The following is a 25171-nucleotide window of genomic DNA, read 5'->3' as shown; positions in this document are numbered from 1 at the left end:
AGGACTGGGTCTCTGCGCCACCATTCAGATGAAGAAGATCATCAACTCGGCCGAATCCGCGGTTGACGACGCCTTGGCCGGGATGGCGGCCGCCCACCCGTCGCTGCGGATCCGCGACCGGGTGGTCTACCGCGCGTCGGGGCCTCGGACCGGCAAGGTCGGGCTGGTCTCCGGCGGTGGCTCGGGGCACGAGCCGCTGCACGCCGGCTTCGTCGGCTACGGCATGCTCGACGCGGCCTGCCCCGGAGAGGTCTTCACCTCGCCCGTGCCCGACCAGATCGTCGAGGCGACCACGGCCGTCGACGGCGGCGCGGGCGTACTGCACATCGTCAAGAACTACACCGGCGACGTGCTCAACTTCGAGATGGCCGCCGAGCTGTGCGAGGACGTCCAGGTCGCCGGCGTGCTCGTCGACGACGACGTGGCCGTCCAGGACTCCCTCTACACGGCGGGCCGCCGGGGCACCGGCGCGACGCTGTTCGTGGAGAAGATCGCCGGAGCGCTGGCCGAGGAGGGCGCGCCGCTGGCGCAGGTGGCCAGCGTGGCGGGCGAGGTGAACGCGCGCAGCCGCTCCTTCGGCATCGCGCTCACCTCGTGTACGACGCCCGCGGCGGGCAAGCCGACGTTCGACCTGCCCGACACGCAGGTGGAGCTGGGCATCGGCATCCACGGCGAGCCCGGCAGGATCCGGGCGCCGATGGCCTCGGCCCGCGAGCTGACCGAGATCGCCATGGACGCCATACACCGCGATCTGCCGCTGGAGGGCGACCTGCTCGTCCTGCTGAACGGCATGGGCGGCACACCCCTGATGGAGCTGTACGTGGCGTTCGCCGAGGTGGCGACCATCATCCGCGGCAAAGGGGCGCGGGTGGCGCGGTCACTGGTGGGCAACTACGTGACGAGTCTGGACATGCAGGGCTTCTCCGTGACGATCTGCCGGCTCGACGACACGTTGACGCGTCTTTGGGACGCGCCGGTCGAGACGCCGGGGCTGCGCTGGGGACGCTGATGGGCGCCCCCACGGACCCCGAGACGGGCGGCGGTTTCATGGACCCCGGCACGTTGACCACGGCCTTCTTCGTCGCCTGGATGGAGGAGGTGGCCGAGCAGGTCCGGGTGCATCGCGAGCGGCTGACGGCCCTGGACGCGGCGATCGGCGACGCCGACCACGGCGCGAACCTCGACCGCGGCTTCACCGAGGTACTCAAGGCGCTGGCCGACTCCCCGCCGACCGCGCCGGGCCAGGTGCTGGTGTCCGCGGGCACGACGCTGATCCGCCGTGTCGGGGGTGCTTCCGGGCCGCTGTACGGGTCGGCGTTCCGGGCCATGGGCAAGGCGATGGAGGCGCCGGTGACGCAGGCCGGGTTCGCGGCGGCGTTCGAGGCCGGGGTGGTCGCGGTCGAGCGGCTGGGCAAGGCGGCTCCGGGCGACAAGACCATGGTGGACGCGCTGGCCCCGGCGTCGCTGGCCCTGGCGCTGGCCGTACGGGATGGGGTGGCGGTTCGGGAGGCGTTCGAGCTGGCGGCGCGCGCGGCCGAGGAGGGGGCGCGGGCCACGATCCCGATGCAAGCCCGTAAGGGCAGGGCCAGTTACCTGGGCGAGCGCAGCGTCGGGCACGAGGATCCCGGAGCGGCGTCGTCGGCGCTTATCGTCGCCTGCCTGGTCACCGTGAGCTCGTGATGGTGGGCATCGTGCTGGTGGCCCACAGCGCCGGGCTGGCGGCGGAGGCGGCCGCGCTCGTCCGCGGCATCGCCGGTACGGGCGCGCTGGTGGCGGCGGCGGGCGGCACCGAGGACGGCGGGGTGGGCACGAGCCTCGACCTGATCGAGCGGGCGCTCACGGCGGTCGACCAGGGCGACGGCGTGGTGCTCGTACCCGACCTGGGCAGCTCGGTGCTGACGGCCCGGCTGCTGGCCGAACCCGGCCGGGTGGTGGTGGCCGACGTGCCGTTCGTGGAGGGGGCGATCGCGGCGGCCGTCACGGCGGGTGCGGGCGCGCCCCTGGCGGCCGTTCTCGCGGCCGCCGAGGAGGCCCGCACCATCCGCAAGCTCAGCGACTCCTGAGCCCGCTCAGCGGCTCCTGGGACTCGGCGTCTCCTGAGCCCGCTCGGCGGCTCCTGAACCGGCCAGTGGACTCCTGAACCCGGCTCCAGGGATTCCTGAGTCGGCTCAGTGGCCCTTGAACGCCTCTTCCAGCCACCACGAGCCGCGCTTCCCAGCGACCTTGGCGTGGACCAGAAGCGGCCGGTCTCTGGGGCCTTTCAGCCACTCGGCCGCCCCGGCCAGGTCGCCGGGCTCGGTGACCGTCACGGCCGCGAAGCCGTAGCCGGTGGCGATCGCGGCGAAGTCGACGGGCGGGAACCTGACGGTGCCGAGCGGGTGACCGTGCGGGCCGAAGTGATGTACCTCGGCGCCGTACGCCTCGTCGTCGTAGACCACGACCACCATCGGCAGCCCGAGCCGTACGACGGTGTCGAGTTCGGCGATGCCCATCAGCGCCCCGCCGTCGCCCAGCGCGGCCACCGGCAGCCGGTCGGGCCGGGCGAGCGCGGCGCCGATCGCGGTCGCCAGGCCGAGCCCGATCGACTGGAACGCCTGGGTGAAGCAGAACCCCCGCTCGTCTGGCACGTCGAGGAACATGGCCGGGTACCCCATGAAGTTGCCGGAGTCGACCGCCACGATCCGCTCCTTCGGCAGCAGGTCGTCGAGCCCGATCGTGAGCGTCCTGGGGTCGATCAGCCCGTCTCCGCCCTCGTCGTCGTAGGGCACTGCCTGCCACCGGCCCTCGGCCCGGATCCGCGCGGCGACCTCCGCCGACCGATACCCACGCCCGGCATCCCCCACCGAACCGCGAGCGTTCCCCACCGGACCGCGAGCGTCTCCGGTCGTAGCGGGAGCGTCCCTCGCCGCATCGCGAGCGTCCTCGGCCTGAGCGAGAGTTTCCCCGGTCGTAGCGGGAGCGTCCCTCGCCGCATCGCGAGCGTCCTCGGTCGAAGCGAGGGCGTGGAGGACCGTGCGCGCCGTGGCGGCCGTGTCGCCGACCAGGCCGAGGGTGACCGGGCGGTGGACGCCTAGGGCGCTCTCGTCGAGGTCCACCTGGACCAGCCTGGCGTGCTCGCCGATCAGCCGTCCGTGGCGGGTGGTCCACATGTTGAGGGCGCACCCCCAGGCCACGATGAGGTCGGCGTCGTGGATCAGCTCGGCGGCGAGCGGTGTGGCGAAGCCGCCGCTCACGTCCAGATCCCAGGGGTTGCCCCGGAACAGGCCCTTGGCGACGGCGGAGGTGGCGAGCAGCGCGCCCGTGGCGTCGGCCAGCTCCTCCAGCTCGGCCCTGGCGTGCCTGGCGCCGCGCCCGGCGACGAACACCGGCCGCCGCGACTCCGCCAGCAGCCGGACGAGCGTGCCGAGCTCCGCGGCCGACGGCGTCCCATGCGACTCCGCGGCCGACGGCGTCCCGAGCGACTCTGCGGCCGACGGCGTCCCGTGCGGCTCGCCGAGGAGGCCGGGCCACTCGATGAGCTCCTGCTGCACGTCGAGCGGCAGGTTGAGCACCACCGTGCGCCGGTCGCGGGTCGCCGTACGGTAGGCCGACAGCGTGTCCTCGACCGCCCGGCCGGCCTCCGTGACGCGGAGCGACACCGCGCCGACCGACGCCGCCAGCGCGTCCTGGTCGATGTGGAAGTTGGACCGTACGTCCGTCGCTTCGCCGGTGAGCATGATCAGCGGGGTACGGCTCTTGGCCGCCTCGGCGATGCCCGTCACGGCGTTGGTCAGGCCGGGCCCCTGGTGGACGGAGACGATCCCGACCTTGCCGCTCATCCTGGCGTACGCGTCGGCCATCGTGGTGGCGCCGCCCTCGTGGCGGGCGGCGACGAAGCGTACGCCGTGCGCCACGAGGGCGTTGGTGACGTGGAAGTTGCCGCTGCCCACCACGCCGAACGCGGTGTCGGCCCCGGCCTCGGCCAGCACCCGCCCGACGGCCTCGGCGACGATCATCTCTCGACCAGCGCCAATACCCGCACAGGACTCCCCGACCCGCCCACGATGGGCAGCGGCGGGGCCAGGACGACGGCGCCGGTCACCGGCAGGCGGTCGAGGTTGCGCAGCTGGGTCAGGCCGTACTTGCCCGCCCCCAGCAGGAACGAGTGGCACGGGAAAGGCGGGTCGAAGGAGTGGGCGGTGCCCGCGTCGGTGCCGACGGTCTCGACGCCGAGCCCGAGGATGGGTGTCTCGGCGGCCAGCCAGTTCGCGCATTCGACGGAGATGCCGGGGGTGTGCGGGCCGGTCTCGTCGGCGTTCAGGAAGGTGGCCTGGTCGGCGGACCTGGCGTCCCAGCCGGTGCGGTAGAGGAGCCAGCCGCCGTCGGGCAGCGGGCCGTTGGCGCGCTCCCACTCCTTGACGTGGTCGATCTGGAGCAGGAAGTCGGGGTCCTTCTCCGCCTCCGCCGCCAGGTCGAGCACGACGGCGGGCGCCAGCAGGCTGGACGGGGGCACCTGGGAGACGTCCTGGCCCTCGCGGCCGGTCACCCAGTGGATCGGCGCGTCGAAGTGGGTGCCGGTGTGCTCGCCGGTGTGGATGTCGTTCCAGTACCAGGCGGGGCCGCGGTCGTCGTAGCGGCTGATCTCCTCCAGCCGGAACGGGATCGTGTTGCCGAACGGCTCGGGCAGCTGGAGGATCGGCGTCTCCGCCGACAGGGGCGAGGTGAGATCGACCACCTCGATGGCGCCACTGCGCAGGCTCTCCACCAGGCTCCGCAAGATCGACATGTCATCCTCCTTGATGGGCTGGCTGCATCCTCCTATATCGGCCTACCCGGCTCCAAGCACGTCAGGACTTGGTCCATGGGGCGCAGCCGCCCGTTTGGAGCGCCTTGTCGGTGGCCAGGATCGTCACGGTGGCGGGACCCGTGGGCATGTCCGCCGCGATCACGTCGCTCATCTGGGCGGACGTGCTCTTCATGCGGGCCCAGTAGCACTTGTCCGTGGCGGTCGCGGGACCCGTCGTACGGTAGGTGCCGGGCTGGATGTCCACGCCCACGATGAGCGTCCGCATGGCGCCGACCGCGCCCGGCGGCCCGGCCGAGCCCACGGGAGCAGGTGTCCCCACCGGAGCAGGCGTCCCCACGGGAGCAGGCGTCCCCGCCGGAGCGGACGCGGCCGGGTCTGACGGGACCGTGCCCGCCGGGGCCGATGGATCCGACGTGGCGGCGCCCGCCGGAGCCGACGGGTCCGTCCCCTGGTCCGCGGGCGGCGTCGAGTCCCCGATCGTCATCGTCACCGGAGGCGTCTCCGCAGGCGCGGCCGTCGCCTCCCCCGAGTCGAGCCCGGTGAAGTACCCGAGCAGGAACCCGAGTAAGCAGGTCAGCCCGGAAACGAGCACGATGATGGTCGGACTGCTCGTCGCCCGGGGATATTCCGGAGACGGAGGGTATTCGGGAGGAGGCCCGTACATCACGGGGACAAGCGTCCCATCCGTGTCAACGGTGGAGGTAGTCGACCAGCGACGCCTTCTCCGTCTCCAGTTCCTCGATCGCGCTCTTGACCACGTCACCGATGCTCACGATGCCGACCAGCCGCCCGTCCTCGACGACGGGCATGTGCCGGAACCGGTGTGTGGTCATGGTCCTTCGCAGCTCGTCGACGTTGTCGTGCGGGCCGACCGTGCGTACTTCCGAAGTCATGATCGCGGAGACGGGCTGGTCGAGCACGGCCGCGCCGCGGTCGTGCAGGCGGCGGACCACGTCGCGCTCGGACACGATGCCCGTGATCGTCACGCCGTCGGCGGAGACCACGACGGCGCCGATGTTGTGCTCGGCGAGCTTGGTCAGGAGTTCGCGGACCGTGGCTTCCGGAGCCACGGTCATCACCGCGCTTCCCTTGCCGCGCAGGATTGTCCCGATGAGCATCTGAACCACCTCGGCTCTCAGTTACCCCGGGTGGCTCCGGCTAAGCGCTCCACCCGCGTAGCTTTCCAGGCAAGCAAGCAGGTAGGGGCACCGTCAAGCGTTCCCGTAGGCTGCATGCCGTACATGGAGCTTGTGAAACAGGATGCGTGATGACAGAGCCGCTCAATACCGGCAGCCATGATCTGCCCGTCACCGCGGCGCTGACCGCGTTCATGCGGACGGGCTGGGCCGACACCCGGCGCACCGACGTGGCGGCGCTGCCGATCGCGCCCTGGGCGGCCAGGCGCCGCGCCGCGCTCGCCGCCCGCTTCCCCGGTGAGCGGCTCGTCGTGCCGTCGGGGACGCTGAAGGTGCGCAGCAACGACAGTGACTACCGCTTCCGGCCGCACAGCGCGTTCTCCTATCTGACGGGCGCGGGCGAGCCGGGCGACGTGCTGGTCATCGAGCCGTCGGGCGAGGCCACGCTGTACCTCAGGCCGCGCTCGCCGCGCGAGGACGGCGAGGAGTTCTACCGCGACCGGCGTTATGGGGAGTTCTGGGTGGGGCGGCGGCCCGACCTGGAGGAGGCGGCCGAGCTCTACCAGATCGGCTGCGCCCACATCCGCGAGCTGTCGCTGTCCGGGCCCGCCAGGGTGCTGGGCGGCGTGGACGCGGCGGTCGACGCGCTGCTGCCGGGCGACGCGGAGTTCGAGAGCTTCCTGTCGGAGATGCGGCTGATCAAGGACGCGTGGGAGATCGGCGAGCTGCAGTCGGCGGTCGATGCCACCGCGCGCGGCTTCGAAGACGTCGTACGCGCGCTGCCCGCCGCGCTCGGGCACCCTCGGGGCGAGCGCTACCTGGAGGGCGTGTTCGGGCTCCGTTCGCGCCTGGAGGGCAACGCGGCCGGCTACGACAGCATCGTGGCCTCGGGCGCGCACGCGTGTGTGCTGCACTGGATCCGCAACGACGGCCGCCTCGACCCGAACGACCTCCTGCTGCTGGACGCGGGCGTCGAGTCCGACACCCTCTACACGGCCGACATCACCCGCACGCTGCCGCTGTCCGGCCGTTTCAGTCCCGTGCAGCGGCAGGCGTACGAGCTGGTGTACGAGGCGCAGACGGCCGGGATCGCCGCGCTCAAGCCCGGTGCCCGCTTCCGCGACTTCCACCTGGCGGCGATGCGCGTCATCAGCGAGGGCCTGCACGACTGGGGCCTGCTGCGCGACTCGCCGGACGCGCTGATGGAGTCGGGCCTGTACCGCCGCTACACACTCTGCAGCAGCGGCCACATGCTCGGCCTGGACGTGCACGACTGCGCCCGCGCGCGCTCGGAGGTCTACCTGGACGGGGTCCTGGAGGAGGGCCAGGTGCTGACCGTCGAGCCGGGCCTGTACCTGCAGCCCGACGATCTCACCCTGCCGGCGGAGTTCCGGGGGCTGGGCATCCGGATCGAGGACGATCTGGTGATCACCGCCGACGGCGCCCGCCTGATGTCGGCCGCCCTGCCGCGCCATCCCGCCGAGGTCGAGTCCTGGATGGCCGGGCTACTGAACAACTGAAACGGCTACGAAGCGATCACGTTTCGTAGCGGGCTGACAACCTCTGAGCTGAGCCTCATACCTTTTCCTCAAATTCCAGCGAAAGCATCGACTTACTAGACGGACCGTCAGTAGGGTTACTGCTTCCGTAGTCGGCTGGTTCCACGAGGTGGTCAGTTGTCCGGATACGTTGGCCGCAAGGCTGTGTCCGTGCTCGGCCAGGTGGGTGACCTCTTCGTCATCGTCCTGGAGGGATTGCGCCGCAGCTGGGACGTCCGGAGCTGGTGGTGGGAGTTCGTCGACCAGTGCTGGTTCCTGGCCCGCGTGACCAGCGTGCCGGTGCTGCTCGTCTCCTTACCTCTCGGCGCCACCGTGGCGTTGCAGGTGGGTGACCTGGCCTGGCAGCTCGGCGCGGCGTCCGCCACCGGCAGCGCCGTGTTCGTCGGGCTCATCCGGGAAGTCGCGCCGCTGGCCAGCGCCCTGCTGATCGCCGGGGCCGGCGGCAGCGCGATGACCTCCGACATCGGCGCCCGGCACATCCGCGACGAGCTGAGCGCCATGGAGGTGATGTCGGTCAACCCGATCCACCGCCTGGTCACGCCGCGCATGTGGGCGGCCAGCACGGTCGCGGTCTGCCTGTGCCCGCTGGTCATCCTGGCCGGGGCCAGCGGCGGCTACTTCTTCAACGTGATCGTCCAGGGAGTGACCTCCGGCGCCTACTTCGACGGCGCGCTGTCGCTCGTGGTGGGCTCCGACCTGTACGTGACGCTGTTCAAGGCGTGGATCTTCGGCTTCATCGCCGCGGCCGTCGCCTGCTACAAGGGCATGACCTGCGCCACCAGCCCTGTCGGCGTGGGCCGGGCGGTCAACCAGTCGACGGTGGTCACGTTCATGCTGGTGTTCGCGTTCAACTACGTGATCTCCGCCGTCTACTTCCTCGCCTACCCGCCGAAGGCGCTGTGATGGTCTCGCGTACGGCCGGCCTCAGGTTCGCCGTCACGGGGCGCGAATGGGCGGAGCGGTTCGCGACCCTGGCCAACTGGCCGCTGTTCGTGTGGAAGGTGCTGTTCTACTCCGTCCGCGACGTGATCCTCCGGCTGAAGTACTTCAAGGTCGTCATCCGCCAGGTCAGCGACGTGGTCGTGGGCGTCGGCGCGACCGTCATCGGCGGCGGCATGATCTTCGTGGTGTTCACCATGGCCTTCGTCGTGGGCGCGACCGTGGGCCTGCAGGGCTACCAGGGGCTGCAGGCGATCGGCGCCGAGTCGTTCATGGGCCTGGTCGGCAGCTTCGCCAACGTACGCGAGATCACCCCGATCATCGCCGCGACCGCGCTGGCCGCGCAGGTCGGCTCGTCGTTCACCGCCGAGCTGGGCGCGATGCGGATCTCCGAGGAGATCGACGCGCTGGAGGTGATGGGCATCAACGCCTTCACCTACCTGATCTGCACCCGGGTGGTGGCGGCGCTGCTGGCGCTGGTGCCGATCTATCTGATCGCGCTGTTCGCCAGTTTCTTCGCCACCCGGCTGATGAGCACGGTCCTGTTCGGGCTGGCGCCGGGCGTCTACGACTACTACTTCTACCTGTATCTGCCGGTCAGCGACATCGTGTTCAGCGTGACCAAGGTGGCCGTGTTCGCCTTCACCGTCGTCGTCATCCACTGCTACTACGGCTTCTACGCCACCGGCGGCCCGGTCGGCGTGGGGGTGGCGGCGGGCCGCGCGATCCGTCAGTCGATCGTCACGATCGTCCTGCTCAACCTGCTGCTGTCGTACCTGTTCTGGGGTAACGGCAGCAACCTGAAGCTGACGGGGTGAGCGATGGGACGCGACGAGTTCTCACTGCCCATCCGCGCGGGCATCGCGCTCGCGCTCATCGTGGTGCTCGCGGCGACGACGATCTTCATCGTACGGACCGCGTCGGAGATCAGCGGCACCAGGATCGACGCCGTCTTCGCCCGCGCCGGTCAGGGCCTGGACACCCAGTCCCCCGTCAAGATCCGCGGCATCACGGTCGGCGACGTGACGAAGGTGTCCCTCGACGCCAAGGGCAAGGCCGTGGTGAGCATGGCCATCGAGCCCGGCGTCCGGCTGCCCCGCACCACCGTCGCGGCCATCGAGCCGTCGTCGGTGTTCGGGCCGAAGTTCGTCGACCTCAGGCTCGGCGCGGGCGAGACCACCGGCCCCTACCTGGCCGGCGGCGCGGTCATCACCCAGACGCAGCAGCCGCTCGACCTGTCCGACACGCTCGGCGCCGCCTACCGGGGCCTGAACGCCGTGGACCCGCGTGAGGTCACCGTGATCGTGCACACGCTGGCCCAGGGGCTCGACGGCGAGGGGAAGCGGCTGCGCGAGCTCATCGACGACGCGGGCACGGTCGTCGATGTCGCGCACCGGCAGCGCGCGCGGGCCAGGCAGTTCCTGCATGACACGGCCGGGCTGTCCACCGCGCTGTCGGACAAGGGCGACGAGCTGGTGTCGATCTCCTCCGACGTCAACGTCATCACCCCCGACCTGCTGGAACGGGCCGACAAGGTGCGGGTCCTGCTCCAGGAGGTCACCTCTGTCTCCGACCTGGGCGCGCACGGCCTGCGCAAGCATCGGCAGGACCTGCGGGCGGCCGTCCACTCGGGCGAGCGGGTGGCCTCGCTCATCTACGCCCAGCTCGGCCTGGCAGGTGACGGCGTACGCGGCCTGAACCGGCTGGTGGACCTGCTCAACAAGCTGATCGAGGCGCCGGGCCCCGGCGGCGCCCGCCAACTGCAGGTGGAGGCGTTCGTCTCGACCGACATCTGCGAGCTCGTCGTCGGCTCCTGCGGACCCACCGACGGGAGGGACTGACGTGGCGCTGTCCAGGGAACGCGTGACCCGCCGGTGGACGCTGCTGCGCGTGGTGCTGTTCGTCGGCTTGACGGTGGCGCTGATCGTGGTGATCACGGTGCAGATCGCCCGGGTCAGCACCGGCGGCGGATACCAACTAGTCGCGACATTTGATGATGTGTCGGGGCTGCGGGAGGGCGACCAGGTGAAGATCGCCGGGGCGCCCGTGGGACAGGTCGACACGATCAAGGTGGTGAACGGCCGCGCCGAGATCACCATGGAGGTCCAGGACGCCATCAGGGTGCCGTCGGACACCGAGGCCGCGATCAGGTGGCGCAACGCGGTCGGCCAGCGGGTCGTCTACCTGCTCCCCGGCACCGCGCCGGGCCGGCTGGCCCCCGGCTCGCGGGTCGTCCGTACGTCGTCCGTGGTCGACATCGGCCAGCTGGTGAGCGACCTCGGCCCGCTGACCCGCAGCCTGGACCCGGACCAGATCAACCAGCTGCTCACCGCCGCCGCCAAATCCCTGAAGGGCAACGACAAGAACATCCCGCGGCTGCTCGACAACGTCAACGCCATCACCGGCACGATCAACGAGCGCAAGCAGACGATCCAGCGATTGCTCAAGGACTACGCCGCCGTCACCGGCGTGGTCGCCCAGCGCGACAAGCAGATCGAGCAGCTCGTCGACAACCTGGTCACCCTCTCCGAGGCGTTCGCCGGCAACCGCAAGCTGATCGACGACGCGATCGTGCAGCTGTCGACCACCGTCCATACCTCCGACCAGGTGCTCGGCAAGAACGCCGACGAGCTGGGCGCGCTGGTCGACCACCTCTCCGGGCTGACCGGCGGCATCAGGCGGCATGTGAACGAGATCGACAAGACGATCGGCACCTTCCAGCCGCTGCTGGCCCGCGCCTACTCCAGCGTCGATCGCGGCCACTACTTCATCACCGCGGTCCCGTGCCTGGCGCTGAGCGCCGCGCCCTGCCCGTACCCGATGAAGACGCCGCCCCCACTGCGCGGCAGCACGCGGATCCAGAGTTCCAAGGACCTGCAGAAGCTCATGGTCGGTGAGTGATGGCGCTCAAGTCCTTCCGCGACCGCAACAAGATCGTCGTCGGCCTGATCTCGCTAGCGGCGATCGGCACGATCCTGGTGGCCACCTTCCTCGTCGGCAGCCTCGGGCTGCTCGAAGGCGGCTACTACATGTCCGGCACGTTCGTGGACTCCGGCGGCCTGCGCACCGGCAACGACGTGCGGGTCGCGGGCGTGCGGGTCGGCAAGGTGACCGAGGTACGGCCCGACTACGGCCAGGGCAACGTGGTCGTCACCTGGAAGGTCGACACCGACGTACGGCTCGGCCGCGCCACCCGGGCCGACATCACGCTGTCCAACCTGCTCGGCGGCCGCTACGTCAAGCTGTCGGGCCCGGTCACCGCCCCGTACGTCGACCAGCTCCCCGAGGCGCAGCGGCGGATCCCGGTGACGCGCACGGGCGTCCCCACGCTGATCAACGACGCCATCAAGGACGCCACCCACCTGGTCCAGAAGCTCGACACCAAGGCCGTGGACGACCTGCTCACCCAGCTGGGCAAGGTCGACATCAGCAAGCGCGGCCGGATCACCAAGCTGCTGAAGAACATCGGCGACCTGTCGGACACCATCAGCCAGAGCGAACCGCAGCTGCAGAAGCTCCTCGACAACGGCACCAAGATCATGAACGTCCTGGAGCGCAAGGACAAGCAGCTCGGCCGGCTCATCGACGCCATCGAGGTCATGCTGAACGAGCTGCGCTCGCGCCGCAACGAGCTGCGCGCGCTGCTCGGCGACGGCAGCGACCTCGTCCAGAGCACCACCCGGTTGATCAACGAGCACGAGAAGACGCTGGTCCAGGTCCTCGACGACACCGGCGCGATCACCACCAAGCTCAACAGCGGCAACAAGGAGTTCAACGCGCTCCTGGCGTGGGCCGGCCCGACGTTCTCCGGGCTGTCCACGATGGGCGGCCAAGGCCCGTGGCTCGAGGCCATAGCCACGGGCCTGGGCCCCATCGACCCGGAGGTGCTCGGCGCCATCGCCAAGGACAGGAAGAACGACCGATGACCCGTTTACTGGCGGCCCTGCTGGCCGGCACGCTGCTGGCGGCCAGCGGCGGGTGCACGCTGCTCGGCCCCGAGCCGTACCGGCTGACCGCGATCTTCAGCAAGGCGCCCTCCCTGTACGAGCAGGCGCGGGTGAAGGTGATGGGGCTCGACGCCGGATACGTGACGAGCATCCGGATCGACGGCGACAAGGTACGTGTCGAGCTGTCGGTAGACCGGGAGGTGCCGCTGCCCGCGAACGTCAAGGCCGTGGTCGCGCCGCAGAACACCCTGGGCGAGCGCAACGTGGTGCTCTACCCGCCCTGGAAGCCCGGCGACCAGCGGATCGCCTCCGGCGCCACGATCCCGCTGGAGCGCACCGACCTGCCGGTGGAGATCGACGACGCGCTCGACGCGTTCACCAAGCTGACCGACGCGCTGGACTCCGACAAGCTGGGCGACGTCGCGGGCGACCTCGCCGACAGCGTCAGGGGCCGCGGCAAGACGGTCAACAACGCGCTCGCCGACACCGCGCGGCTCACCGACACGCTGGCCAAGCAGGACCAGCAGCTCATCGACCTGGCCAAGGGCCTGAACAAGCTGGCCACCAGCCTCAACAAGCGGCAGAGCCAGGTGACCGGCGCGATCGACTCCTTCGCCGAGGCCAGCGCCATCCTGGCCGAGGAGCGGCGGCGGCTGCGGACGTTCATCGCGGGCATGGCCGATTTCGTGCGCCGGGGCGACGTGATCATCGAAGCGTATTCCGAACGGCTCCCCCAGGCCGCCGGCACGCTGGCCGAGCTGGTGCTGACGGTCCGGGCGAACAGCGCGTCGATGGCCCAGGCGATCAAGGGCGCGGCCGACTTCTCCGACATCCTGATCGACTCCTGGGACAAGAAGCAGCACGTGCTGAAGATCCGCGTGGTGCTCAACGCGATGACCAGGGCCTGGCTGACCCCGCTGTTCGACGCCCTGAACCTCGGCAAGGTCCCGTGCCTGCCCGCCGGCCTCAGCAACTGCCCCTTCGAGCAGGGGAAGAAGAAGCGATGAAGGCACGCGTCCTGTCCGGGCTGCTCGCGCTGGGCATCACCGCGTCCTGCTCGCTCCAGACACTCGGCGCCACCGGCGGCGATTTAACCATCAACGCCACCTTCGACGACGTCCAGAGCCTGGTCGCCGGGCACAGCGTGCAGATCTCCGACGTACGGGTGGGCACCGTGACCGGCATCCGGCTGCAGGGCTACCAGGCCAGGGTGACCATGTCGATCACGCCGGAGCACCCGGTGCCCGAGGGCAGCACCGCGACGGTGGCCAAGACCTCGGTCCTGGGCGAGAACTACGTCCAGCTCACGCCGCCCGCCGGCAAGGACCTGTCGAAGGGCCCCTACCTCAAGAGCGGCGCCACGATCACCGACACCTCGGTCGAACCGGACATCGAGCAGGTCACCGCGAAGGCCGGGCCGCTCATCGAGGCGCTCGGCACGCAGGACGTCAACGCCATCCTCGACGCCGCCTCGACCGCGTTCGCCGGCAAGGGCGCCGACGTCAACAAGCTGATCAAGCAGACGGCCGAGGTGACCGACACCTACGCCGCCGCCCGCCAGGACATCGCCACCACCGTGGACGCCCTGGCCAAGCTGGGCGACCAGCTGGCCAAGGGCAGCAAGGAGCTGGACCGGCTGCCCGGCACGCTGGCGGCGGCCACGGCCCGCATCGCGCACGGCCGCAGGCACGTGAAGACGGCCATCATCGCACTGACCGACCTGGCCAAGGAGGCCAACCTCACGGTCTACCCGAGGCACGCCGCCCGGCTGCGCACGCTGCTGCGCGAGCTCGACGCGATCACCTCCTCGATGCTGCGCGGCAAGGAGGACCTGAAGGCGCTGGTGGCCAAGCTGCAGGCGTTCATCGACACGCCGCCGATCACGGTCAACGGCCAGGTGCTGATCTACGTGTGGCTGAAGGGCCTGTTGACGCCGCAGCACAAGGGACTCCTGCCGAACGGCAAGACGGGCTTGCTACCGAACGGCAAGACGGGCCTGCTGCCCAACCGGGTGGCGGACTTCCGCCTGCTCTGGGAGCCGCCGCGATGAGGAACCATCTGCTTTGGGGGCCGTCGCGATGAGGAACCGCCGCATCTATCTGAACCTTGGCTTCTTCGTCGTCCTGGGCATCGTGATGACGATCTGGGCGTTCAGCACGATCATCAAGCTCGACGCGATCACCCAGCCCTACCGGGTGTCGGCGGAGTTCGTCTCCTCCCCCGGTCTGGTCCGCGGCTTCGACGTCGCCTACCTGGGTGTGCGGGTGGGGAAGGTCGGGGACGTACGGCTGGCGCCCGGCAAGATCGTCGTGGGCCTGGACATCGACAAGGAGGTCCGGCTGCCGAAGGCCGCCACGGCCGAGGTACGGCGCAAGTCCGCGGTCGGCGAGCCGTACGTGGAGCTGTCGCCGCCCGCGACCGGCGTGAACGGCCCGACGCTCGCAGCCGGCGACGTGATCCCGCTGTCCAAGACCACGGTGCCGCTGGACTACCGCAAGCTGTTCGAGGGCGTCGGCAAGCTGCTGTCCGCCGTACCGCCCGAGGACGCCAAGACGATCACGCACGAGCTGGCGGTCGCGCTGGACGGCCGGTCGTCGTCGATCAGGGACATTATCGAGGACGCGCACGACCTGACCGGCACGCTGGCCGACAACTCCCAGGTGCTCGACGACCTGTCCGTGCAGCTCACCCAGCTCACCCACACGCTGGCGGGCAGGAAGGACAAGCTGGCTTCCGGCATCACGGACCTGAGCACGGTGACGGCCACGCTACGCGACTCGCGTACCGACCTCGACGCCTTCCTGGACCAGGGACCGGGCGTGTTCGGGCAGCTCGACCAGGCCATCAAGCGGGCCAGACCGGGCCTGTCGTGCCTGCTGACCGCGGCGGGCCTGCCGCACAAACCGGTGTTCTCCGCCGAGACCGAGCGGAACGTGCACCACCTGCTGAGCATCGTGCCGACCGCGCTGAGCCTGGCGGACGACATCAGCGTCAGGGAGGGGAACACGGTGTACGGCAAGGCGTCGTTCATCTTCAGCGTCCCGGGCGGGCCGCAACCGGCGGAGGAGTACGCGGGCCCGGTCGGCCCGCCCACCGTGCCCCGCCTGCGCGCCTGCCCCGACCGCGCCACGGACGAGCCGGTCCGTACGGAAGACGCCGCCGACCATCCCGGGAAAGACACCGAAGCAGAGCAGACCAGGCGGCCGGAAGCCCAGGCCAAGGCCACCGCACAGCCCGAGCGGACCCCGGAAGCGGCGGGCGCGAAGTCACCCGCCGCGGCTTCCGGGCCCGCGTCCCGTACCCCGGTGGACGCCGCTCCGCTGATTGCCGCGATCTTCCTCGCGGTGGCGGCGAGTGGTGGCATCTTGGGGTGGATCGCGGTGGGCCGGGCCGCCCGCCGCCGTGAGGAGAACTCATGACCACCAAGCAGGACCTCGCGGAGGACCAGCAGAGCGCTGCGGAGGAGGCCACAGCGACAGAAATACCGACCACCCCGGACACCGGCCTTTCGGAGGGCGTCTCCTCTGACAGCGCCTCTGACAGCGGCCCCTCGGACGGCGGCCCCTCGGACGGCGGCGCCTCGGACGGCGGGGTGGTCGCCGCTGGGCGGTCGGGGCTGGGGCGTGGCCGGATCCTGGTGGCGGTGGTGGCCCTGCTGGTGGCCGCGCTGGCCGCCACGGCGGCGCTGCAGTGGATCTCCGCGAGCCAGGCCCGCGACTCGCTGGCCCGGCTGGAGAGCGAGCGGGCCCTGCGACTGGAGGTCTCGGGCGCGGCCAGTTCGTTCGGCAAGGCGCTGCTCAGCTACGACTACCAGAACCTCCAGGCCACCCGCGCCACGCTGACGGCCCAGGCCACCGGCGACTTCCTGGCCACCTACGACGAGGCGTTCGGCGGCGCGATGGCCCAGGTCATCGTCAAGCTGAAGGCCGTCTCGCAGGCGAACGTCCGCGAGGTCTACCTCTCGGACGTCGACGAGGCCACCGCGCACGCCATCGTCGTGGTCGACCAGCAGGTGAACACCTCGGAGGCGATACGCTCGGTCAAGGACTCCCATCTGAAGATCAGCCTGGTCAAGGAGAAGGGTGTCTGGAAGGTCCACGACGTGACCGTGCTCGGCGCGGCCAAAGAGGACCAGTACAACCTGGACACTGGCACGAAGAAAAAGGACTGACCGTTGAAGCGCTCCCCACGGCTAAGGTCGGGGGATTCCAGCCAGCTCGGGCTCCGTCTGTGCGGTGGCCTGGGCTGCTGTTGCTTGGCGGTTGGCCTTCCGGCCCACGCGGTTGCGTGGTTTGCGCGCCCCAACCCGCACACCCGATCTGGGTGGTACGTGCTCCGCCCTCCCGGCGGTGAGGATGTTCTTGGCGGCGTTCACGTCGGCATGCTCGGTGTGTCCGCACGAGGTGCACCCAAAGACCGCTTGGCTCTCGCGGGACTTGCGATCCACCACAGTGCACACGTTGCACGTCTGACTCGTGTACGCCGGGTTGACGGTGATCACACTGGTGCCCGTGTACCGGGCCTTGCTACGGGTGGCCAGCTCGATCCGGTACCAGCCCTTGTCCAGGATGGAGCGGTTCAGCCCGGTCTTGCGCGCGGCCCCGTTCGGCAGGAACACGCCCGGCCGTTCAAGGTCTGGCCTGGGTGCGACACCGGCAGTCAAGTTCTTGATCGCCAGGGCCTCGAACACCACCAGCTCGAAGCTCGTGGCCAGGGCGCAGGCGGTCTTGGCAGCGAAGTCCTCGCGCCGTCTGCGGACCTTTCGCACCATGTCAGCGACCCGCGCAGCAGCTTTCGTGCGCCGACCCGATCCCTTCATGGTCCGGGAAAAGTCCCGCTGCAGCTTCTTGGCGTGCTCCGCTTCCCGCCCGCCGGCGAACACCTGGTGGTGAAACAAGCCATCCGAGCGGGTCACGACCTTAACCACACCCCGGTCGATCCCCACCGCCCTGCCGGGGCGCGCGTGCGTGGCCGGGGTGGTGAACCCGTCCTCGACGAGGAAACTGACGTACCAGTGTTTGCCGTCGCGGGAGACGGTGGCGTTCTTGATCTTTCCGCCGAGCGGGCGGGTAATGCGGAAGCGGACCCAGCCGAGTTTCGGCAGTTTCGCCCGCGCCCAGCGCCGGTTCAGCCGTTCGACGGCGATTTTCCCGCCCTCAGGAAACCGGAAGCTCGGAGCGTTCCGTTCGGCGAACGCGGCCTGCTCCTCGGTCAGGTCCAGGCGGTACCTACGTCCAGCCAGCATCCGCGATCACCGATTCTTCTGGTTCTCGACGTACCGCGTGGCGACGTCCAGGGGCGCCCTACCCACGGTGGCCACGAAGCGGGAGTTAGTCCGTCCGCCCAGCCCCCAGAGGCTCTTTCGCAAGGTCACAGCCGCATCGATCAGCATACGAAAGGCGCCCTACCTACCGCTCAAAGATTCGACAGAAGGGCTTACCCCCATGGCTGAAGCCAGGGGTCCGCGTAGATCTCTGATCGGCCCCGTGGCGATGGGTGGGCGCCCCGACGAGGTGCTCGCCCCAGAAGACTGGCTGACCGACGTCGAGCGGGCGCGCGCGGCCCGGTTCGCGTTCGAGCCCGACCGCCGCTCGTTCACGGCGGCCCACCTGCTCGTACGCCTCTGCGCCGCGGCGGTGCTCGACACCGACCCGGCCGGGCTGACCCTGTTACAGCACTGCGAGCTGCACGGCCCCGGCCACGGCCGCCCGTACATCGAGCAGGCCCCCTCCCTGGGTGTCAGCCTCAGCCACACGCGCGGCTACGTCTGCGCGGCGGCCGGTGCGGGCCGGGTGGGCATCGACGCCGAACGCGTGCCGCCGGGCCCGTTCGACCGGCTGCTCGCGGGCCGGGCGCTCACCGAGCGGGAGCTGGCGGCGGTCAGCACCAACGAAGAGCTGATCAGGCGCTGGACCCGCAAGGAGGCCCTGATCAAGCGCGGCGAGCTGACCATCGACGGGCTGCGGGCCACCGACGCCGACGTGACGGACCGCCACCTGCTCGAATGGACCGCCGAGGGCGACATCGTAGTGGCCGTCATCACAGACTCACCAGCCCGGCAATTGCCCCTGACCAGCTAGAATGGAGGCATGTTCTACAGCAAATCAGTCGAGGAGCGAATCGCCGACCGGATGGCCAAGCGCAAGCCGCTCGAAGAGGGCAAGACCTTCGAGCACGGGCCGGCCAAGTTCGTGTTCGTCTCGCTGATCGTCGCCGTCGTGCTCATGCACGTCGTCGGCCTTGCCGTGGTCATGGCCCTGGACTAACGGCGCCGGGTCGGAGTCGGATCCAGGAACACCTGGGAGATGCCGGGATAGCGCTCCCGCAGCCGGCGATCCAGCTCATCGCAGGCGATCTCCACCCCCGCGGCCGTCGCGTCGTCCCGGAAATCGATCTTCGCGGCCACCAGGAAGCGGCCCGGGCCCAGCATCATGGTGAGCAGCTCGACCACGCTCTCCACCTCGGGCTGCCCCGCCAGCACCGAGCGGATCTCCTCCTCGATCGGCCCCGGAGCGGACTGGCCGATCAGCAGCGACACGTTCGACCGGATCAGCGTGAGCGCGGCCACCAGCAGGAGCACGCCGATCGCGATCGACGCCGCGCCGTCCCACACGGGCGAGCCGGTCACCTGGTAGCCGAGCAGACCCAGCGCCGCGATCACCAGCCCGATCAGCGCGGCCGCGTCCTCGTACACGACGGCCTTCAGCGCGGTGTCCGAGGTGATCGAGACCAGCCGGAACGGGCTGACGTCATGCCTGCGGGCCTCCCTGCGCAGCTGCGCGAGCGCGTTGAGGAAGGACACGCCCTCGATCGCGAAGGAGAGGGCCAGCACGATGTACGACGGGATGAGGTTGCCGAGCCGCTCGCCGTGGCTGATCTCGTGCACGCCGTGGGTGATGGAGAAGCCCGCGCCACCGACCAGGGTCGCGACCGCCGCCATCATCGCCCAGAAGAAGCCCGCCTTGCCGTGCCCGAAGGGATGGCGCGAGTCGGCGGGCCGCTGGCCCCGGCGTACGGAGACCAGGAGCAGGAGCTCCGTCACCGTGTCCGCGGCCGAGTGGGCCGCCTCCGACAGCATCGCCGCCGAACCGCCGATCAGGCCCGCGATCAGCTTGGCCACCGCGATGGCCAGGTTCGCACCGCCCGCGACCAGGACGGTGCCCAGACTCTCACCCGAGTTGTCCGCCACGACGGATCACTCTATGACGGGCGTTACTCCCGGCGACGTGGTGGGCCACGTCCGGCGGCATAGTGGGCCACGTCCGGCGGTCCGCCATAGAGCTTGCGGTGTCCCACGGACTGCGAGGTCACACGGACTGCGAGGCCGGCGCCTATGTGCGCTAGATTGGAGATCTTGACCTCCTCCCTCGCCTGAAGACGGGGGTATCCACGCTCGAGGAGTCTCGATGAGCGCGCCTCGCTGGCTCTCCCCCGCCGAGCAGCGTGCCTGGCGTACCCACCTGGCGCTGCACAAGCTGCTCATGCACCGGCTCGACCGCGAGCTGCAGGAGCACGCCCTCTCGGTGAACGACTACGAGATCCTGGTCAATCTCTCGGAGAGCCCCGACCACCGGATGCGGATGAGCGACCTGGCCGACGCGACCATCCAGTCACGCAGCCGGCTGTCGCACCAGATCTCCCGCATGGAGGCCAAGGGACTCGTCGTCAGGGAGGACTGCCACGACGACCGGCGCGGCACGTTCGCGGTGCTGACGAGCGAGGGCTGGGCCACGATCGAGCGGGTCGCGCCTGATCACGTGACCAGTGTCCGGGAGCACTTCGTCGACCGGCTCACCGACGAACAGCTGGACGCGCTGGTGGCCGCCTACGAGCCGATCGTCGAGCACTTGAAGAAGCTACGCTGAACGGCCACGCCGACACCTAACCGATATGCCCGACGGCGCACGATCGTTCCGGGCGCTCGCTACGATCCGCTCATGCTTCGAAAGCTGCTGTTCGTCGTCGTCTTCGCGCTGGTGTCCGCCTGCTCATCGGGCGGCGGCGGAAGCGAGCTGCCCGCGGGGCCCGACCTGCTGAAGAAGTCCACCGAGGCCATGAAGGCGGTCAAGTCGGCCACCTTCTCCATCGCCACGGACGGCAAGCCCAAGGTGCCGGTGAAGAAGGCCGACGGCAGGCTGACGGCCGCCGGTGACGCCGACGGCACGATCACCATCGAGGTGCTGGGCAGCCTGCAGGAGATCACCTTCGCCCTGGTCGGCGACACCGTCCACTTCAAGGGCCCGACCGGCGGCTTCCAGAAGATGACCAGGAAGGACCTGGCGCAGCTCTACGACCCGTCGAAGATCCTCGACCCGTCCAAGGGCCTCGCGCAGCTGCTCGGCACGGCCACCGACCCGCGCGTGGAGGCCGAGGAGAGCGGTGCCTACCGGGTGGCCACCGGGTTCTCCGGTCAGGTCCTCGGCACCCTCATCCCCGGCGTCACGCAGGGCGTCAACGGCAAGCTCTGGGTGGACAAGGCCACCAGCCGGCTCACCAAGCTCGAACTGCCGCTGCAGGACGGCACGGTGACCGTGTCGCTGAGCGACTTCGACGCGCCGGTGACCATCACGCCACCCGCCGCCGGATGAGGCGCGCCCGCCGGGTCGCGCTCGGCGTCGGCGGCGCGGTGGTGCTGCTGGCCGCCCTCGACGCGTACGTGGTCGTGACCGTCCTGCTCGACATCGCCACCGACGTGGGCATCCCCACCAACCGCCTGGAGCGGGCGACACCGGTGGTCACCGGTTTCCTGCTCGGCTACATCGCCGCGATGCCGCTGCTCGGCCAGCTCTCCGACCGGTACGGCCGGCGCCCCCTCATCCACGCCTGCCTGGCAGCGTTCGCGCTCGGCTCGGTCTTGACCGCGCTGGCGTCCGGAGAGGTGATGGTGGTGGCGGGCCGGACGATCCAGGGGATCGCGGGAGGCGCGCTGCTGCCGATCACGATGGCGCTCATCGGCGACCTGTGGCACGAGCACGAGCGGCCGGTGGCACTCGGCGCGGTCGGCGCGGCACAGGAGCTGGGCAGCGCGCTCGGGCCGCTGTACGGCGGGGTGCTGGCCCTGCTCCCGAGCACCACGGTGTTCGGGATCGAGCTGGGCGGCTGGCACGCGATCTTCTGGATCAACCTGCCACTGGCGGCACTGGCCGCCGTAGCGGTCCACCTGACCGTCCCCCCGCCACAGGCGTCCTCCGAGCTTCCGGGTCAGGCGTCTTCCGGGCCTTCGGGACAGGCATCGGCCCGGCGTGTGGACGGGATCGGCGGCGCGTTGCTGGCTCTGAGCCTCGCCCTTCTGGTCGTGGGCCTGTACAACCCGGATCCCGCCACGACCGTGCTGCCGCCCTGGGGGCTGCCGGTGATCGCGGCCGGGGTCGTGGCCGGGGCGGCGTTCGTCTGGTGGGAGATCCGGTCGAAGGTCCGGCTGCTCGACCTGACGGGCACCCGCAAGGGACCGCTGCTGGCCACGCTGGGCGTGAGCTTCCTGACCGGGGCCGCGCTGCTGATCACCATGGTGTTCGTCCAGTTCACGGCGCAGACGCTGCTCGACATGGAGACGTTGGACGCGGCGCTCGTGCTGGCCAGGTTCCTGATCGCGCTCCCGGTGGGCGCGCTGCTGGGCGGCCTGCTGGCCCGCCGGCTCGGCGACCGCGTGGTGGCGGTGGCGGGCCTGATCGTGGCCACGGCCGGGTACGGCGTGATGAGCCGCTGGCCGCTCGACCTGGCGAACGCCGGCCTGATGGTGGACCTCTCCCTGGTCGTGGCCGGGCTGGGGCTGGGGCTGGTCATCGCCCCCGTGTCGGCGGCGGTCCTCCGGGTGACGCCCGCCACGCAGCACGGGGTGGCCTCGGCGGCGGTGGTGGTGGCCAGGATGATGGGCATGCTGATCGGCATCGCGGGGGTGTCGGCTTGGGGTTTCCACCGGTTCCAGTCGCTGACCGCGGGCCTGGACACGCCGCTGCCAGTGGGGGTGGAACCGGCCGTGTACGCGAAGCAGCTGAGCGAGTACCTCGCGAAGGTGGACGCGGCGCTACATCTGGAATACACGGAGATGTTCTTCGTCACGGCGCTGATCTGCCTTTTGGGCGCGGTGGTCGCCGCCTTCCTGCCCCGCACCCGGTGAGGTCGTTCCTGTCCCCGCGCCCGATGAAGCCCTTCCTGGCCTCACGTCAGCCCCGAGGACCCACTTGATCTTCGGGGCTGACCATGGAGTGGCTGTCCGACCACATGGACGCCGTGGCCGACCATACGGAAGCCATGGCCGACCATGCGCACGTCACGGCGCCCAGCCCCGCCCACCGGAGGAGCGTGCCCCTGGAGAGGGCCCGGACACGTATGGCGGGTGGGGCTCACCGGGCTTGCCGTAAATATGGCGCTTTTCTACGAAGAGAGATAAGTGCGCTCTACGGCGAGAGGCGATGCAGGTCGCGGGGGAACAACGTGGCTTGGCGGATGTTCGCGGCGCCGACCAGGCGCGCGGTCCAGCGCTCGAGCCCCAGCGCGAACCCCCCGTGCGGCGGCATGCCGTGCGCGAACGCCTGCACATACCCCTCATACGGCCCGACATCCTCACCACGCGCGGCGAGCGCGTCGAGGTAGTCCTGATGCCTGTGCAGCCGCTGCCCGCCCGTCACCAGCTCCAACCCCCGGAAAAGCAGGTCGAACCCGTTCGAGTACCCCTCACGCAGCGGGTCCGGATGGGTGTAGAACGGCCGCTTGGCCATCGGATACCCCGTGACGAACAGGAACTCCGACCCATGCTCCCGCACCGCCCACTCCGACAGCCACCGCTCCTGGTTCGGTGACAGGTCCGGCTCGAACTCCTCAGTGAGGCGCTGCGCCTCGGTGAAGTGGATCGCCGGGATCTCGGCGGGCACCTCCGGCAGCGTCACGTCGAGCAGGTCGACCGCCGGCTGCCCCCGTACCGCCTCCACCATGCCCGCCACCGCCTCGCGCAGCACCGCCATCACGTCGCGGTGGTCGCGCACGAAGCCCAGCTCGGCGTCCAGGCTGGTGTACTGGGCCAGGTGGCGGACCGTGTCGTGGGGCTCGGCCCGGAAGACCGGCCCCACCTCGTAGACCCGCTCGAACACACCGACCATCGCCTGCTTGTAGAACTGCGGCGACTGCGCCAGGTAGGCGGGGCGGCCGAAGTAGTCGATGCCGAAGACGTTCGCGCCCGATTCGGTGGCCGAGGCGACGATCTTGGGCGTGTGGATCTCGGTGAACCCTAGCCGGTCCAGCGTCCGGCGGAACCCGGCCACGCTCGCCGCCGAGATCTCCAGCGGCGCCCTGAGCCGCGGATGGCGCAGCGCGACCGGCGCGTGGTCGAGGATCGTGGGCAGCGCGGCGGGCACGACCGGCCGGTAGAGGTCGAACGGCGGCGCCTCGGTGGGCTCGGCCAGTACCTCGATCTCCGGCTCAGTGAGCTCGGCGCCGCCCGGCGCCTGCGGGTTCGCGGTCACGACGCCCGTCACCCGGACGACCGTCTCCTCCCCCGGCACCGCTCCGGGCTCCTCATCCGGGGCCACGCCGGGCGCCACCACCTGGGCGAGCCCGCTGCGGTCCCTGACGACCAGGAAGGACACGGATTTCAGCCGCCGGCGGCGATGTACCCAACCGGCGATCGTCACTCGTTGTCCGGCGTGCTCAGCGAGCTCCGCCGACAGGACACGAGAGATCATCACAGCTCCTCACGAGTTGCATGATCCCTTGGGAGTGCGGGGGAGAAGGGAACTCCCGGTGCCACCGCACTTTCGCCGCCCACGAAAGGGCGGCCTCCACGACCCGATGACGGGGGTCAGACCGGCGAGGCATTTCCTCCCCGCACTCGGGAGTGTCTTCACCGAAGGGGCGCGAGGCCGCCTTCACAGCTGCCGGCGGCTCTCTCAGCCCGCGCGGGCCTTCGGTTACTCGTCTCCGTCTACGTGTTGCCGGAGATCGTAGCCAGCGCCGGCGGACGTCGGCAACCTGATTAGGACCCGTCCACGCAGGCGCGCCTACATCCAGAACGCCCAATAGTGCTTGGTCGCGTCAAGCAGTACGGCGGCTGCGGCTCCGAGAATGACGCCGTACAGCATGTATCGACGTTGAGTGCCTTGACCTCGCTTCTCGACGCGTTGAGCCACGGCGTCGACCTGCCTGGCGAGGAGGACGTCGAAGGCATCGGCCTCTTCTTTACGTCGCGCCGCGATTTCACGGCTCGAATCGGCTTCACGCCTGTTGGTTTCCGCTTCGGCCGCAAGTCTTCGGGCAACGGCCGCACGGGCTTTCATCGCGGCCTCAAGCTCAGCCAGTTCGTCGAAGGTGCCTTCCAAGCGGCGGGCCAGATCCGCGAACTGGGTCTCGAGACTCTCGTCATCGGCATCGCCCAGGGCGCGACCCCGCGGGTTGGCTCGCGTGATGAGTCTCTCGAGGTCTGCGAACTGCTGCTCCGCACGAAACCGATCTCGCAGCAATGTGGTCCCGATGAGGGCAAGAAGGACAAGCGTGACATTCTGAATGAGCCCGTCCGTCGTCCCCGAAGGGAGCACCTCATCGGGGAGTACGCCAATAACTCCAACAACGATGGCGAGGCCCAGTGCGATCGCTCCATCCGCGTTGCGTGCCAGCCAGGCTACGAACCGACGTAGTGCGTAAGAGGCCATCCCCACTCCGCCATTCCCGAAGGGCCGATCAACCTCTGGGAGTATCCCAGGGCGGGACCTAGGGCAGAAAGAGGTAGTTCAGCGGGCTTCGGGAATGCAGCTTCAGGAACTAGCGCTGCTGTGATCAAGGATCGACCCCGAGCTTCCTTCATCCGCGATCGGC

26 protein-coding genes are annotated in these 25171 nt (G+C 70.0%); 19 read left to right on the top strand and 7 right to left on the bottom strand.

The window, feature by feature from the left end; genetic code table 11:
* The first annotated feature begins 28 nt into the window (after positions 1-28).
* Genes dhaK through AB0C30_RS20090 form a run of 3 tightly spaced genes read left to right on the top strand, consistent with a single transcriptional unit; the run spans position 29 to position 2063 of the window.
* Positions 29-1009 (top strand): dihydroxyacetone kinase subunit DhaK, encoded by a 981-nt coding sequence (dhaK, locus tag AB0C30_RS20100; RefSeq protein WP_357945764.1) that lies wholly within the window; start codon positions 29-31, stop codon positions 1007-1009.
* Complete coding sequence (gene dhaL, locus AB0C30_RS20095; protein WP_357945762.1) at positions 1009-1680, top strand: dihydroxyacetone kinase subunit DhaL; 672 nt, start codon at positions 1009-1011, stop codon at positions 1678-1680. Before dhaK ends, dhaL begins: the two co-directional genes overlap by 1 nt.
* On the top strand, positions 1680-2063 hold the full coding sequence (locus tag AB0C30_RS20090) for a phosphoenolpyruvate--protein phosphotransferase (protein ID WP_357946364.1): 384 nt from the start codon (positions 1680-1682) through the stop codon (positions 2061-2063). The genes dhaL and AB0C30_RS20090 overlap by 1 nt, the downstream gene beginning before the upstream one ends.
* Positions 2064-2168: 105 nt before the next feature.
* Here the strand turns inward: AB0C30_RS20090 and AB0C30_RS20085 are convergent, their stop codons facing one another.
* The 4 genes from AB0C30_RS20085 to AB0C30_RS20070 all read right to left on the bottom strand — a co-directional run bounded on the left by AB0C30_RS20085 (position 2169) and on the right by AB0C30_RS20070 (position 5904).
* The gene (locus AB0C30_RS20085; RefSeq protein WP_357945760.1) at positions 2169-3995 is read right to left on the bottom strand and encodes a thiamine pyrophosphate-binding protein; all 1827 of its coding nucleotides are present in this window, start codon (positions 3993-3995) and stop codon (positions 2169-2171) included.
* Positions 3992-4765 carry a cyclase family protein gene (locus AB0C30_RS20080; protein ID WP_357945758.1) on the bottom strand — a complete coding sequence of 258 codons (774 nt, stop codon included), beginning with the start codon at positions 4763-4765 and terminating at the stop codon, positions 3992-3994. The genes AB0C30_RS20085 and AB0C30_RS20080 overlap by 4 nt, the downstream gene beginning before the upstream one ends.
* 61 nt (positions 4766-4826) lie before the next feature.
* On the bottom strand, positions 4827-5378 hold the full coding sequence (locus AB0C30_RS20075; RefSeq protein ID WP_357945755.1) for a hypothetical protein: 552 nt from the start codon (positions 5376-5378) through the stop codon (positions 4827-4829).
* A 97-nt stretch (positions 5379-5475) separates the two neighbouring features.
* Positions 5476-5904 (bottom strand): CBS domain-containing protein, encoded by a 429-nt coding sequence (locus AB0C30_RS20070; RefSeq protein ID WP_357639239.1) that lies wholly within the window; start codon positions 5902-5904, stop codon positions 5476-5478.
* Positions 5905-6053: 149 nt separating this feature from the next.
* On the opposite strand from AB0C30_RS20070, the gene AB0C30_RS20065 reads away from it, so the two are divergent.
* From AB0C30_RS20065 to AB0C30_RS20020, 10 genes are all read left to right on the top strand, one after another.
* On the top strand, positions 6054-7442 hold the full coding sequence (locus AB0C30_RS20065) for an aminopeptidase P family protein (RefSeq protein ID WP_357945752.1): 1389 nt from the start codon (positions 6054-6056) through the stop codon (positions 7440-7442).
* Between the two features lie 189 nt (positions 7443-7631).
* Positions 7632-8384, top strand: coding sequence for an ABC transporter permease (locus tag AB0C30_RS20060; RefSeq protein ID WP_357946362.1), 753 nt, complete (start codon positions 7632-7634; stop codon positions 8382-8384).
* Positions 8384-9238: an ABC transporter permease gene (locus AB0C30_RS20055; RefSeq protein ID WP_357945750.1), complete on the top strand. Its 855-nt coding sequence runs from the start codon at positions 8384-8386 to the stop codon at positions 9236-9238. The genes AB0C30_RS20060 and AB0C30_RS20055 overlap by 1 nt, the downstream gene beginning before the upstream one ends.
* Positions 9239-9241: 3 nt before the next feature.
* Positions 9242-10261: an MlaD family protein gene (locus AB0C30_RS20050; protein ID WP_357945748.1), complete on the top strand. Its 1020-nt coding sequence runs from the start codon at positions 9242-9244 to the stop codon at positions 10259-10261.
* 1 nt (position 10262) lies between these two features.
* Complete coding sequence (locus tag AB0C30_RS20045) at positions 10263-11321, top strand: MlaD family protein (RefSeq protein ID WP_357945745.1); 1059 nt, start codon at positions 10263-10265, stop codon at positions 11319-11321.
* Positions 11321-12346 carry an MlaD family protein gene (locus AB0C30_RS20040; protein WP_357946360.1) on the top strand — a complete coding sequence of 342 codons (1026 nt, stop codon included), beginning with the start codon at positions 11321-11323 and terminating at the stop codon, positions 12344-12346. Before AB0C30_RS20045 ends, AB0C30_RS20040 begins: the two co-directional genes overlap by 1 nt.
* Positions 12343-13374, top strand: a complete 1032-nt coding sequence (locus tag AB0C30_RS20035) for an MCE family protein (protein WP_357945742.1) — start codon at positions 12343-12345, stop codon at positions 13372-13374. The genes AB0C30_RS20040 and AB0C30_RS20035 overlap by 4 nt, the downstream gene beginning before the upstream one ends.
* Positions 13371-14417, top strand: coding sequence for an MlaD family protein (locus AB0C30_RS20030; protein WP_357945739.1), 1047 nt, complete (start codon positions 13371-13373; stop codon positions 14415-14417). The genes AB0C30_RS20035 and AB0C30_RS20030 overlap by 4 nt, the downstream gene beginning before the upstream one ends.
* 28 nt (positions 14418-14445) lie before the next feature.
* The gene (locus AB0C30_RS20025) at positions 14446-15786 is read left to right on the top strand and encodes an MCE family protein (RefSeq protein ID WP_357945736.1); all 1341 of its coding nucleotides are present in this window, start codon (positions 14446-14448) and stop codon (positions 15784-15786) included.
* Positions 15783-16538 (top strand): hypothetical protein, encoded by a 756-nt coding sequence (locus tag AB0C30_RS20020; RefSeq protein ID WP_357945734.1) that lies wholly within the window; start codon positions 15783-15785, stop codon positions 16536-16538. Before AB0C30_RS20025 ends, AB0C30_RS20020 begins: the two co-directional genes overlap by 4 nt.
* Before the next feature lie 21 nt (positions 16539-16559).
* Here the strand turns inward: AB0C30_RS20020 and AB0C30_RS20015 are convergent, their stop codons facing one another.
* Positions 16560-17612 (bottom strand): transposase, encoded by a 1053-nt coding sequence (locus AB0C30_RS20015; protein WP_357945731.1) that lies wholly within the window; start codon positions 17610-17612, stop codon positions 16560-16562.
* Between the two features lie 247 nt (positions 17613-17859).
* On the opposite strand from AB0C30_RS20015, the gene AB0C30_RS20010 reads away from it, so the two are divergent.
* Together AB0C30_RS20010 and AB0C30_RS20005 are read left to right on the top strand one after the other, a co-directional pair.
* Positions 17860-18447 carry a 4'-phosphopantetheinyl transferase superfamily protein gene (locus AB0C30_RS20010; protein ID WP_357946358.1) on the top strand — a complete coding sequence of 196 codons (588 nt, stop codon included), beginning with the start codon at positions 17860-17862 and terminating at the stop codon, positions 18445-18447.
* Positions 18448-18456: 9 nt separating this feature from the next.
* Entirely contained in the window at positions 18457-18633 is a 177-nt protein-coding gene (locus tag AB0C30_RS20005) for a hypothetical protein (RefSeq protein ID WP_225291654.1), read from the top strand.
* Here the strand turns inward: AB0C30_RS20005 and AB0C30_RS20000 are convergent.
* Positions 18630-19556 (bottom strand): cation diffusion facilitator family transporter, encoded by a 927-nt coding sequence (locus tag AB0C30_RS20000; protein ID WP_357945729.1) that lies wholly within the window; start codon positions 19554-19556, stop codon positions 18630-18632. The genes AB0C30_RS20005 and AB0C30_RS20000 overlap by 4 nt on opposite strands.
* A 217-nt stretch (positions 19557-19773) precedes the next feature.
* Here AB0C30_RS20000 and AB0C30_RS19995 point away from each other — a divergent pair, with 217 nt between their 5' ends.
* The 3 genes from AB0C30_RS19995 (at position 19774) to AB0C30_RS19985 (ending at position 22484) form a co-directional block, all read left to right on the top strand.
* Positions 19774-20232: a MarR family transcriptional regulator gene (locus AB0C30_RS19995; protein WP_357945726.1), complete on the top strand. Its 459-nt coding sequence runs from the start codon at positions 19774-19776 to the stop codon at positions 20230-20232.
* Positions 20233-20304: 72 nt separating this feature from the next.
* Positions 20305-20955: an LppX_LprAFG lipoprotein gene (locus AB0C30_RS19990; RefSeq protein WP_357945723.1), complete on the top strand. Its 651-nt coding sequence runs from the start codon at positions 20305-20307 to the stop codon at positions 20953-20955.
* On the top strand, positions 20952-22484 hold the full coding sequence (locus AB0C30_RS19985; protein ID WP_357945720.1) for an MFS transporter: 1533 nt from the start codon (positions 20952-20954) through the stop codon (positions 22482-22484). Before AB0C30_RS19990 ends, AB0C30_RS19985 begins: the two co-directional genes overlap by 4 nt.
* Positions 22485-22764: 280 nt before the next feature.
* On the opposite strand, the gene aspS is transcribed toward AB0C30_RS19985, so the two are convergent.
* On the bottom strand, positions 22765-24045 hold the full coding sequence (aspS, locus tag AB0C30_RS19980; protein WP_357945717.1) for an aspartate--tRNA(Asn) ligase: 1281 nt from the start codon (positions 24043-24045) through the stop codon (positions 22765-22767).
* Positions 24046-24381: 336 nt separating this feature from the next.
* On the opposite strand from aspS, the gene AB0C30_RS19975 reads away from it, so the two are divergent.
* Positions 24382-24993 carry a hypothetical protein gene (locus AB0C30_RS19975; protein ID WP_357945715.1) on the top strand — a complete coding sequence of 204 codons (612 nt, stop codon included), beginning with the start codon at positions 24382-24384 and terminating at the stop codon, positions 24991-24993.
* Positions 24994-25171: the final 178 nt, after the last annotated feature.

Source organism: Nonomuraea sp. NPDC048901, assembly GCF_040649695.1.
Taxonomy (GTDB): Bacteria; Actinomycetota; Actinomycetes; order Streptosporangiales; family Streptosporangiaceae; genus Nonomuraea.
Note: the sequence above shows the minus strand (reverse complement) of the source record. Positions and strands in the feature narration are given on the sequence as shown.

Coding starts and splice junctions, on each gene's coding strand:
- dhaK (WP_357945764.1), top strand. CDS start 29: ATGAAGAAGATCATCAACTCGGCCGAATCCGCGGTTGACGACGCCTTG.
- dhaL (WP_357945762.1), top strand. CDS start 1,009: ATGGGCGCCCCCACGGACCCCGAGACGGGCGGCGGTTTCATGGACCCC.
- AB0C30_RS20090 (WP_357946364.1), top strand. CDS start 1,680: ATGGTGGGCATCGTGCTGGTGGCCCACAGCGCCGGGCTGGCGGCGGAG.
- AB0C30_RS20085 (WP_357945760.1), bottom strand. CDS start 3,995: ATGATCGTCGCCGAGGCCGTCGGGCGGGTGCTGGCCGAGGCCGGGGCC.
- AB0C30_RS20080 (WP_357945758.1), bottom strand. CDS start 4,765: ATGTCGATCTTGCGGAGCCTGGTGGAGAGCCTGCGCAGTGGCGCCATC.
- AB0C30_RS20070 (WP_357639239.1), bottom strand. CDS start 5,904: ATGCTCATCGGGACAATCCTGCGCGGCAAGGGAAGCGCGGTGATGACC.
- AB0C30_RS20065 (WP_357945752.1), top strand. CDS start 6,054: ATGACAGAGCCGCTCAATACCGGCAGCCATGATCTGCCCGTCACCGCG.
- AB0C30_RS20055 (WP_357945750.1), top strand. CDS start 8,384: ATGGTCTCGCGTACGGCCGGCCTCAGGTTCGCCGTCACGGGGCGCGAA.
- AB0C30_RS20050 (WP_357945748.1), top strand. CDS start 9,242: ATGGGACGCGACGAGTTCTCACTGCCCATCCGCGCGGGCATCGCGCTC.
- AB0C30_RS20040 (WP_357946360.1), top strand. CDS start 11,321: ATGGCGCTCAAGTCCTTCCGCGACCGCAACAAGATCGTCGTCGGCCTG.
- AB0C30_RS20035 (WP_357945742.1), top strand. CDS start 12,343: ATGACCCGTTTACTGGCGGCCCTGCTGGCCGGCACGCTGCTGGCGGCC.
- AB0C30_RS20030 (WP_357945739.1), top strand. CDS start 13,371: ATGAAGGCACGCGTCCTGTCCGGGCTGCTCGCGCTGGGCATCACCGCG.
- AB0C30_RS20025 (WP_357945736.1), top strand. CDS start 14,446: ATGAGGAACCGCCGCATCTATCTGAACCTTGGCTTCTTCGTCGTCCTG.
- AB0C30_RS20020 (WP_357945734.1), top strand. CDS start 15,783: ATGACCACCAAGCAGGACCTCGCGGAGGACCAGCAGAGCGCTGCGGAG.
- AB0C30_RS20015 (WP_357945731.1), bottom strand. CDS start 17,612: ATGCTGGCTGGACGTAGGTACCGCCTGGACCTGACCGAGGAGCAGGCC.
- AB0C30_RS20010 (WP_357946358.1), top strand. CDS start 17,860: ATGGGTGGGCGCCCCGACGAGGTGCTCGCCCCAGAAGACTGGCTGACC.
- AB0C30_RS20005 (WP_225291654.1), top strand. CDS start 18,457: ATGTTCTACAGCAAATCAGTCGAGGAGCGAATCGCCGACCGGATGGCC.
- AB0C30_RS19995 (WP_357945726.1), top strand. CDS start 19,774: ATGAGCGCGCCTCGCTGGCTCTCCCCCGCCGAGCAGCGTGCCTGGCGT.
- AB0C30_RS19990 (WP_357945723.1), top strand. CDS start 20,305: ATGCTTCGAAAGCTGCTGTTCGTCGTCGTCTTCGCGCTGGTGTCCGCC.
- AB0C30_RS19985 (WP_357945720.1), top strand. CDS start 20,952: ATGAGGCGCGCCCGCCGGGTCGCGCTCGGCGTCGGCGGCGCGGTGGTG.
- aspS (WP_357945717.1), bottom strand. CDS start 24,045: ATGATCTCTCGTGTCCTGTCGGCGGAGCTCGCTGAGCACGCCGGACAA.